General features: G+C 48.3%; 8 protein-coding genes. 5 read left to right on the top strand and 3 right to left on the bottom strand.

Annotation, left to right across the window (positions count from 1 at the left end; translation table 11 throughout):
- The first annotated feature begins 5 nt into the window (after positions 1-5).
- The gene (locus tag RS891_RS30615) at positions 6-242 is read left to right on the top strand and encodes an MbtH family protein (protein WP_064641631.1); all 237 of its coding nucleotides are present in this window, start codon (positions 6-8) and stop codon (positions 240-242) included.
- Entirely contained in the window at positions 239-1705 is a 1467-nt protein-coding gene (locus RS891_RS30610) for an MDR family MFS transporter (RefSeq protein ID WP_315794022.1), read from the top strand. Before RS891_RS30615 ends, RS891_RS30610 begins: the two co-directional genes overlap by 4 nt.
- Before the next feature lie 87 nt (positions 1706-1792).
- On the opposite strand, the gene RS891_RS30605 is transcribed toward RS891_RS30610, so the two are convergent.
- The gene (locus RS891_RS30605; protein WP_315794021.1) at positions 1793-2485 is read right to left on the bottom strand and encodes a 4'-phosphopantetheinyl transferase family protein; all 693 of its coding nucleotides are present in this window, start codon (positions 2483-2485) and stop codon (positions 1793-1795) included.
- Positions 2486-2566: 81 nt separating this feature from the next.
- A complete protein-coding gene (locus tag RS891_RS30600) occupies positions 2567-3439 on the bottom strand; it encodes an arylamine N-acetyltransferase family protein (RefSeq protein ID WP_315794020.1) in 873 nt (290 codons plus the stop codon).
- Positions 3440-3677: 238 nt separating this feature from the next.
- On the opposite strand from RS891_RS30600, the gene greA reads away from it, so the two are divergent.
- From greA to rlmN, 3 genes are all read left to right on the top strand, one after another.
- Positions 3678-4154, top strand: a complete 477-nt coding sequence (greA, locus tag RS891_RS30595) for a transcription elongation factor GreA (RefSeq protein WP_113053173.1) — start codon at positions 3678-3680, stop codon at positions 4152-4154.
- A 412-nt stretch (positions 4155-4566) separates the two neighbouring features.
- Positions 4567-5922: a sodium-dependent transporter gene (locus RS891_RS30590; protein WP_113053172.1), complete on the top strand. Its 1356-nt coding sequence runs from the start codon at positions 4567-4569 to the stop codon at positions 5920-5922.
- A gap of 175 nt (positions 5923-6097) precedes the next feature.
- Entirely contained in the window at positions 6098-7192 is a 1095-nt protein-coding gene (gene rlmN / locus RS891_RS30585; RefSeq protein WP_113053171.1) for a dual-specificity RNA methyltransferase RlmN, read from the top strand.
- Between the two features lie 440 nt (positions 7193-7632).
- Here rlmN and RS891_RS30580 read toward each other — a convergent pair whose 3' ends face one another.
- Positions 7633-8073, bottom strand: a complete 441-nt coding sequence (locus RS891_RS30580; protein WP_113053170.1) for a GNAT family N-acetyltransferase — start codon at positions 8071-8073, stop codon at positions 7633-7635.
- Positions 8074-8149 lie beyond the last annotated feature (76 nt).

Here is an 8149-nt window from a genome sequence, read left to right as displayed (position 1 = left end):
AGGCGATGAGCAACCCATTTGAATATGAAGACAGCAACTATCTGGTGTTAATCAATGAGGAGGGGCAGTACTCCCTCTGGCCTGCATCTCTTGCAGTACCCGCGGGTTGGACTGTAATGCTAAGCAAAGCCAAGCGCCGGGTATGCCTCGATTACATCGCCGAGCAATGGACAGACCTGAAACCGTTAAGTCTTTGTGATGAAATCGGTATGCCTGGGGCTGTTCATGAGGCTAGCAGATGAAATTCAGTCTGAATCCCAAGGTCATCGTGAGCATTGTCTACGTACTGGCGATGTTTATGGTAGCCATGGATGGAACGGTCTTGAACGTAGCGTTACGAACCATCAGTGAGGAGCTGGGGATTCCCCCGGCTGCCTCGGGTACCTTGAATGTGGGTTATCTGGTGAGTTTGGCTGTATTCCTGCCTGTTGCAGGATGGCTTGGTGATCGCTGGGGAACGAAACGAGTTTTCTTATCTGCACTGGCACTATTTACGATATCCTCTGCACTCTGTGCAACGGCCGATCAATTAAGTACGCTGACATTCTTTCGCATTTTGCAGGGTGCAGGGGGTGGTCTGCTCACTCCTGTAGGGATGGCGATGCTGTTTCGAACCTTTCCTCCCCAGGAACGGGCCAAGGTATCCCGAATGCTCGTACTGCCCATCGCGCTGGCCCCGGCCCTGGGGCCGATTGTGAGCGGATTAATTGTGGACCAGCTTTCTTGGCGATGGATCTTCTATGTAAATCTGCCCGTCGGCATTCCGGCGGTGATCTTCGGAATGCTGTATCTGAAGGAGCACAGAGAACAGGGAGCCGGTCGACTGGATGTACCGGGGTGGTTATTATCTGCCCCAGGACTCGCCCTGACGATGTACGCTCTTAGTCAGGGTCCGCTGCGAGGGTGGACTTCCCCTCTTATTATTGGAGCCGGCCTTACAGGGATCATCCTGCTCACGTTGCTCGTGTTTGCCGAACTGCGCGCGAAGCAGCCTTTGCTTGATCTGCGTTTGCTGAGAGACCGTTTATTCCGCTATTCGGGTCTGGTATCCGTATGCGGAGCAGCGGGTCTGCTGGGCATGTTGTATGTATTTCCGTTGATGTATCAAAACGTGCTAAACGCCTCTGCGCTGGAGACAGGGCTAACCACATTTCCGGAAGCTTTGGGACTTATGATCGCTTCGCAGCTTGTGCCCTGGACCTATCCGCGGCTGGGTCCGCGTAAGCTGATATCCATGGGTTTGATCTGCACGGCTGTGATTTTCATTACGCTTAGTCAGATTACAGTGGATACGAATCCGTGGTTCATTCGTTCATTATTGTTCGGAGTGGGGATCTTCCTGGGGCAGACGGTAGGCGCGGTACAGATTGCTTCATTTGCCCAAATCCCGCCCCCTTCCATGGGACGTGCCTCCACCTGGTTCACGGTGCAAAATCGGATGGGTTCCGCGATCGGAATGGCGTTATTGTCTGCTGTTCTGGCTGGCGTGGGTACAACGACGGTTACTGCGGCTGGAGCGATGGAGCCCAATATGCTGGCTTACCGGTTGGCTTTGCTGGGGGCTGCTACGTTTTTGTTGATTGGCCTATGCTTTGCCCTTAAAATCAGTGATGCTGATGCGGCTGCAACGATACGGAAAAACAGCGGTCAGAGTCTCTTTCGGAGGCAAAAGAAATCTCCATCATTGACGCAGGAATCACAATAGTCCCAAGTTTTGAAAAAATCCCTGGCGGGCTCGCCAGGGATTTTAAGCATGATTGTTATTGGAAGAGAGGGGTTTGTAACCCCTCCTTCATAATAATGCCTGATACAACTCTTCGATTGTGATGACATCCGGCTGGGCAGGTAAATCTTCTCCTGCGGAACATGCGGCTAACATATGCCCGTGATCCAGTCGCAGGCTGAGGAATGCATAAGCGGCTGCTTCTGGGGAGTGCCAGTTACCAGGAGCATTACGGATCATGGAGAATGAATCAAGAGGCATGGACAGGCCCATGCCTGCGGCCTTGATGTAGCTTTCCTTCAGCGTCCATAAACGGTAGAAGGTCTCCAGCTGCATCTCGGCAGGCTCCTCAGCCAGAAATCCGCTCTCTGTGAGAGAGAAGAAACGCTCTGCAATCTTCATATCGATGGGCGCTATTTTTTCCACATCCACACCCAGATCAGCGTCACCGCCAGAGATTAATGCAATCCAATCGCCAGAGTGCGAGACATTAAATTGAACACCAGCATGGTGACTGAGATTGAGGGAAGGTTTGCCGTATTGGTTACGTGTATAGGAAAGATCTCCCGGCTTTAGGCCAGTCAACTTGCTTAGCGTCACACGGGTCAACACTTCGCCCAGAACAGAGCGATAGGCGTCCGCCTGATGTACAAAACGTGCAGCTTGTCCTCGTCTTTCCTCAGATACTCGCGACAGAAAAAGATTCCAGTATGACTCCGGCAGTTGTGCCGGAACTTGAAGAACTTGAATAGTTATCATCATTTATCACCTGACCGATGTATTCGGCATGGATTGCATACTTTCCTTTATAATCATCGGTTTATTGGGTCTGCCCGTGCCGCTTCATACCTGCTGTGTTCTTTTCCATTCTTCATGTGCAGCTTGTACCCGTTCCCACATTTCTTTACGTTCAAGTTCTGTGTAATTCAACAACGGTTCATAGAACTTCTCAGCCAATACGTCTTTCCACTCAGTGTAGGTTTGAATCTCCATTTTGCGAATACCATCGCGGTCATGCGTCCGGAGCATACATCCACGTAGTTCGCTGCTTTGGAGAGCATGCCTTTGACGGAGCAAAAATGCGTTATACCAAGGCGAATCGGCTGACTGGCTGTAGAATTCATGCTTGGGAATGAACTCTTCCAGGCTGGTAAGCTCTTCGGGAGCGAAGTCGACACCCTCACTTGGCCCGTTCGGCTCATATTCAAGTCTCCATCCGCCAGGAGCAACGGATGAAGGCATTAATGTATACGTAAACGGGGCCGATCCGTAGGTTCCATAACGAAGGGGAAGCGGTTCAAAGGGCATGCCGCCCAGACCGACGTCCACAATCCAACGTTCCACATTCGGGTCTGCATCTGGCAAAGAGACGGACAGACCGAGATGGAACGAGTTCACACGTGGCTGCTCTCCGTATGGCTGAACCCCGGCACGATGCCAATGCACCGTAAATCCCAGAGAACGAAGCAGAACGCTGAAAGCCCCATTTAGATGAAAACAGTAACCACTGCGGCCCTGCAATATAAGCTGGATCGATTCTTGAAGATCAATGCCCGCAGGCTGACCTGCAAAAATATCGACCGTTTGCCAGGATAGATAATGCACATGTGCCTGCTGGATTTCAGATAGGAATGCCAGTGTGGGTTCTTTGATATCATGAATGCCTATCCGTTTCAGATAGGCCTGTATTTCAGATGGATTCAATGTAACATTCATCCAGATCACCTCGAGTCATGTAGTGGACTTGTTATAAACTGCTGCCCTGAATTCATTCTAAAAGTGAAAGGATGAAATGAATATACTAGTTTACTTTAATTGTACCGGTACAGTCTAAGGAGGCATATACACATCTTTCCATGAATGGGAGCCTTATTTCTTTTTCTTGGTATGTTAACCGTTTGGAGTGGATATAGGTTAGAATATAGATAGAAAGCAGGATTAGGAGATGGAAAAAATGGCTAATGATGAAGTGATTTTGACACAGGAAGGCTTGGAAAAGCTGGAGGACGAACTGAGGGAATTAAAGACGGTGAAGCGTAAGGAACTGGCAGCGCGTCTGAAACTCGCGATCAGTTACGGTGACCTGAAGGAAAATAGTGAGTATCATTCAGCCAAAGATGATCAGGCTTTTATGGAAACACGCATTTTGATTCTGGAGAAAATGCTGACCAAAGCAAGAGTCATCACTTCGGACAATATCGACTCAAACAAAGTAAGCATTGGCTCAACCATTCTGCTTAATGATATTGAATTCGCCGAGAAGATTGAATACATGCTGGTTGGTCCAGCCGAGGCGGATGTTGCTGATAACAAAATATCGTATGAAAGCCCGCTTGGCAAAGAACTGATGGGCAAAGAAGTAGGCAGTGTCATTCATGTCAATGCGCCAATGGGCGTTATCAAATATGAATTGCTTGAAATTAAAATTTAATCGAAATAGAGGTGTTTCGGTAACCATGTAAATGGTTGCTGGAGCGCCTCTTTTTTTATTCTTGCAGAATCATATTCAGCTACGTTTCTTCCGTCCATTCAGAAATTCAAGGGTCAGGGCATTTAAAAATCCAGAGCAGAATCCACGATATGGATCACAGCCATCTGCGGAATTACCGAACGACAGGGCAGGGTTGGCATGCTTCTTTTTATCACATACTGTATATTAGGAGTTCAGTAGACTACACGTCCCCTGGTGTTTTCTATGTTAAACGAAGAAGGAAAGGCCAACCTATTTAATAAACACATACTTGTAAGTAAATAACATTTCGACAAATTTCGATTTTCGAATGACCTGACAGGTGGAGTAGTATATAATTACGGGAAAACTTTAAAGTGATGGAGTAGATACGATGAATTTTAGTAAGCCTAATCTGGATCAAGACGGACCCAACAAAGGTGAACGCTTCTCGCAGGCCGGATTTATCCTGGCTGCCATTGGTAGTTCAGTGGGTCTGGGCAACATGTGGAAGTTTCCTTATATTACGGGAGAGAACGGGGGAGCCGCGTTTTTCCTGCTCTTTATCGTTTGTCTCCTGTTGATCGGTCTACCCGTATTGCTGGCTGAACTTGCGATTGGTCGCAGCGGCAGAGGAAGCGCGGCTACGGCCTTTATTAAAGCGGGTGGGCAAAAAGGGTGGCTTGCGGCTGGTCTGCTGCAAGTATTGACGCCGTTTATCATTCTTTCCTTTTATGTCATCATTGCAGGCTGGACGCTGCAATATGCAGTGACGTCATTCAGCGGCACGCTGTATAACAATCCTGACTATGCTGGGCAGTTCGGTGATTTTGTAGGCGGCTATATGCCGATTGTATGGCAGTTGATTTCAGTCCTGATCACAGGCTGGATCGTAGCCAAAGGAGTATCGAATGGGATTGAGAAGTTTAACAAGGTACTGATTCCAGCGATGCTGGTTCTGCTCATTATCCTGATGGTTCGTGCAGTGACTTTGCCAGGAGCTGGTGCAGGAGTTTCCTTCTTCCTGAATCCGGACTTCTCGCAGCTTACGACCGAATCTGCGCTGGTTGCGCTTGGACATGCGTTCTTCTCCCTATCGCTGGGTATGGGTATTCTTGTGACATACGGTTCGTATGTTGATAAAAATCAATCACTTGGTGCAGCAACCGTTGCTGTAGGTGCGGGTGACCTGATTTATGCGTTCATTGCAGGTCTGATCATTTTCCCAACGACCTTCTCCTTCGGGATTGCACCGGATCAGGGTCCATCGCTGATCTTTGTGGCTCTACCGGCAGCCTTTTCAGCCATGCCGCTGGGCTTCGTGTTTGGCGGATTGTTCTTCGTGCTTCTGGCGATTGCGGCGTTAACATCGGCGGTATCCTTGCTGGAAGTTCCGGTGAAATATTTCATGGAGAGACTATCCTGGAGCCGGAGTCGCTCGGTATGGACCATCTCACTTGCCGTCTTCATCGTTGGGCTTCCTTCGGTATTGTCGCTCGGATTGTTCCCTGAATGGACGATTGGCTCGAAGAGTGTGTTCGACTGGATGGACTTTGTAGCATCCAACATTTTGCTTCCGATTGGTGGATTGCTGGTTACTATTTTTGCCGGATACTTCTGGAAAAAGGCTGCCGAAGCATCCGGCCTGCGTGCAGGCTGGTTCCGGGTATGGCTGTTCATGCTGCGCTACGTAGCGCCAATCCTGGTGCTTCTGGTTCTGCTGCACACCTCAGGTATTATTCACTTCTAAACGATTGGAATTGAAGTGGAGAAGTAATTTACTGTGCAGATTTGCCATTGATAAAACCTCTTGGAAGAAATGCAAAAGCCCTTGTGTTCCCTCGTCAATTTTGGGACAATACAGAGTAGAGGTTTTTTCGATAAACCGATGAGCCATATGCTTTTTGCGAAAAGAGGACAATAACATGATTAAATCATCCATATATGGATTAACATTAGAGCAACTACGTGACTGGCTGCCGGAGCACGGACAGAAGAAATCCCGTGCTTCCCGCATCTGGGAATGGTTATATCAGGAGCGTGTGCATGATTTTACAGATATGACAGACGTGCGTCAGGAATGTCTGGATGTCATTTCCGAGCATTTCACCATGAACTCGCTGAGTGAACATGTGAAGCAGGAATCCGCTGACGGCACGGTGAAATTTTTGCTGCGTATGCAGGACGGAAATCTGATTGAAACAGTTTTAATGCGCCAAAAATACGGTCTCACTGTATGTGTAACCACTCAAGTGGGATGTAACATTGGTTGCAGTTTCTGCGCGAGCGGGCTGATTAAGAAGAGCCGTGATCTGTCCGGTGGTGAGATTGTAGAACAGATTATGCATGTACAACAGTATCTTGATGCGGCTGGTCAAGGTGAGCGGGTAACTAACGTGGTCGTGATGGGAATTGGTGAGCCGTTTGACAATTTCCAGAACATGACTGATTTTATTGAAGTGATCAAGCATCGTAAAGGTCTGGCACTTGCGGCCAAACGGATTACCGTATCCACGAGCGGACTGCCTGACAAGATCAAGGAATTTGCAGATAGCAGTTTGCAGGTGAACCTGGCGATTTCATTGCACGCACCAAATAACGAGCTGCGTACGCAAATTATGAAGATCAACCGGGCGTTCCCGATTGAACAATTGATGGACGCGGTGGATTATTACCTGGCTACGACGAACAAGCGTATTATGTTTGAATATATTTTGCTTCGGGACGTCAACGATCAGCGGGAACATGCGGCAGAACTGGCTGAACTGTTGTCCAGCCGCAAGAGTATGGTCAGTATCAATCTGATTCCGTACAATCCGGTGGATGAGCACAGTCAGTATCAGCGGAGTACGGAAGAGTCCATTCTGGGCTTCTATGATACATTGAAAAAGAACAACATTAACGCCACTGTACGCATGGAACATGGTACCGATATTGATGCGGCCTGCGGACAATTGCGCAGTAAACAGATGAAAAATAACGCCGCCGAATCTCAGCCAGGCCGTCTGGCTTTGGGATAAGGGACCAAGAGCAGAAGTCAGGTTAACGCCTGGCTTCTGTTAGGTGAAACTCGCGCCGCCCATCCACGTATGGGGTGGCGCGTTTTTTTTGGTTTTGCCCAGGTGTTTGAACAGGCTGGAGTAGAGGTTAGCTCCTGTTAGCAGAACAAATTAACTAACCCCCCCATGTGGCGCTACATCTAACGAACACAACACACCTTATTGTGGCAAAATGCACGAATTAGAAATTCTAACGAATGTCAGCCGCGTTATTGCAGTAAAAGGCGCATAAGAAAGTGCATTTTAGGCTGTTAAAGAGAAAATAAGGTGTGTACGGTTCGTTACATTTTCAAAGCGGTTGAATCTCCCTGAATAGCGCTTGCGGGGTCCTTAGAACTCAAAAGAGCATCCTCAAGTCGTGTTCCTGACTTTGGAGGGTGCTCTCTTTGCCCTTCTCAAATTCAATTCAATTTCTTGGTCATCAGCAGATGAGGAATACCATCTTCCATGAATACGTCCGAGGCCGCCGTGTATCCGAGACGTTCGTAGAACCCTGAGGCTTGTACCTGTGCGTGCAGCTTGGCCTTCTCAAGTCCTTGAGCGAGAGCCATCTGCTCCAGTTTATCGATCAGCACACGACCAAGTCCATGTTTCCGATAATCGATCATGACACAGATCCGTTCCAATTTGGCAACATTTTCGACCACACGTAGTCTGGATGAAGCAGCTGGAACACCTTCTACGTAGAGCAGAATATGTTTTGCTTCCGTCTCCAGTGCATCATAGGCATCAAATTCATCCTCAGCCGGCACCCCTTGCTCCTCAACAAAAATAGCGGTACGAATGGCGAAGCAGGCGTCGAGTAATTCCTGGTTATTAGCTTCAACAATAGTTGTATTCATGAATGTTTCTCCTTTGGTCAATAGTAATTCTATTCTGGCATGGTAAACTGGTAGATAGCATAAACGTATCCCTGTT

The organism is Paenibacillus sp. BIC5C1 (genome assembly GCF_032399705.1).
Classification (GTDB): Bacteria; Bacillota; Bacilli; order Paenibacillales; family Paenibacillaceae; genus Paenibacillus; species Paenibacillus taichungensis_A.
The sequence above is the reverse complement of the archived record's forward strand: the minus strand, read 5'-3'. Positions and strand labels throughout refer to the sequence as shown.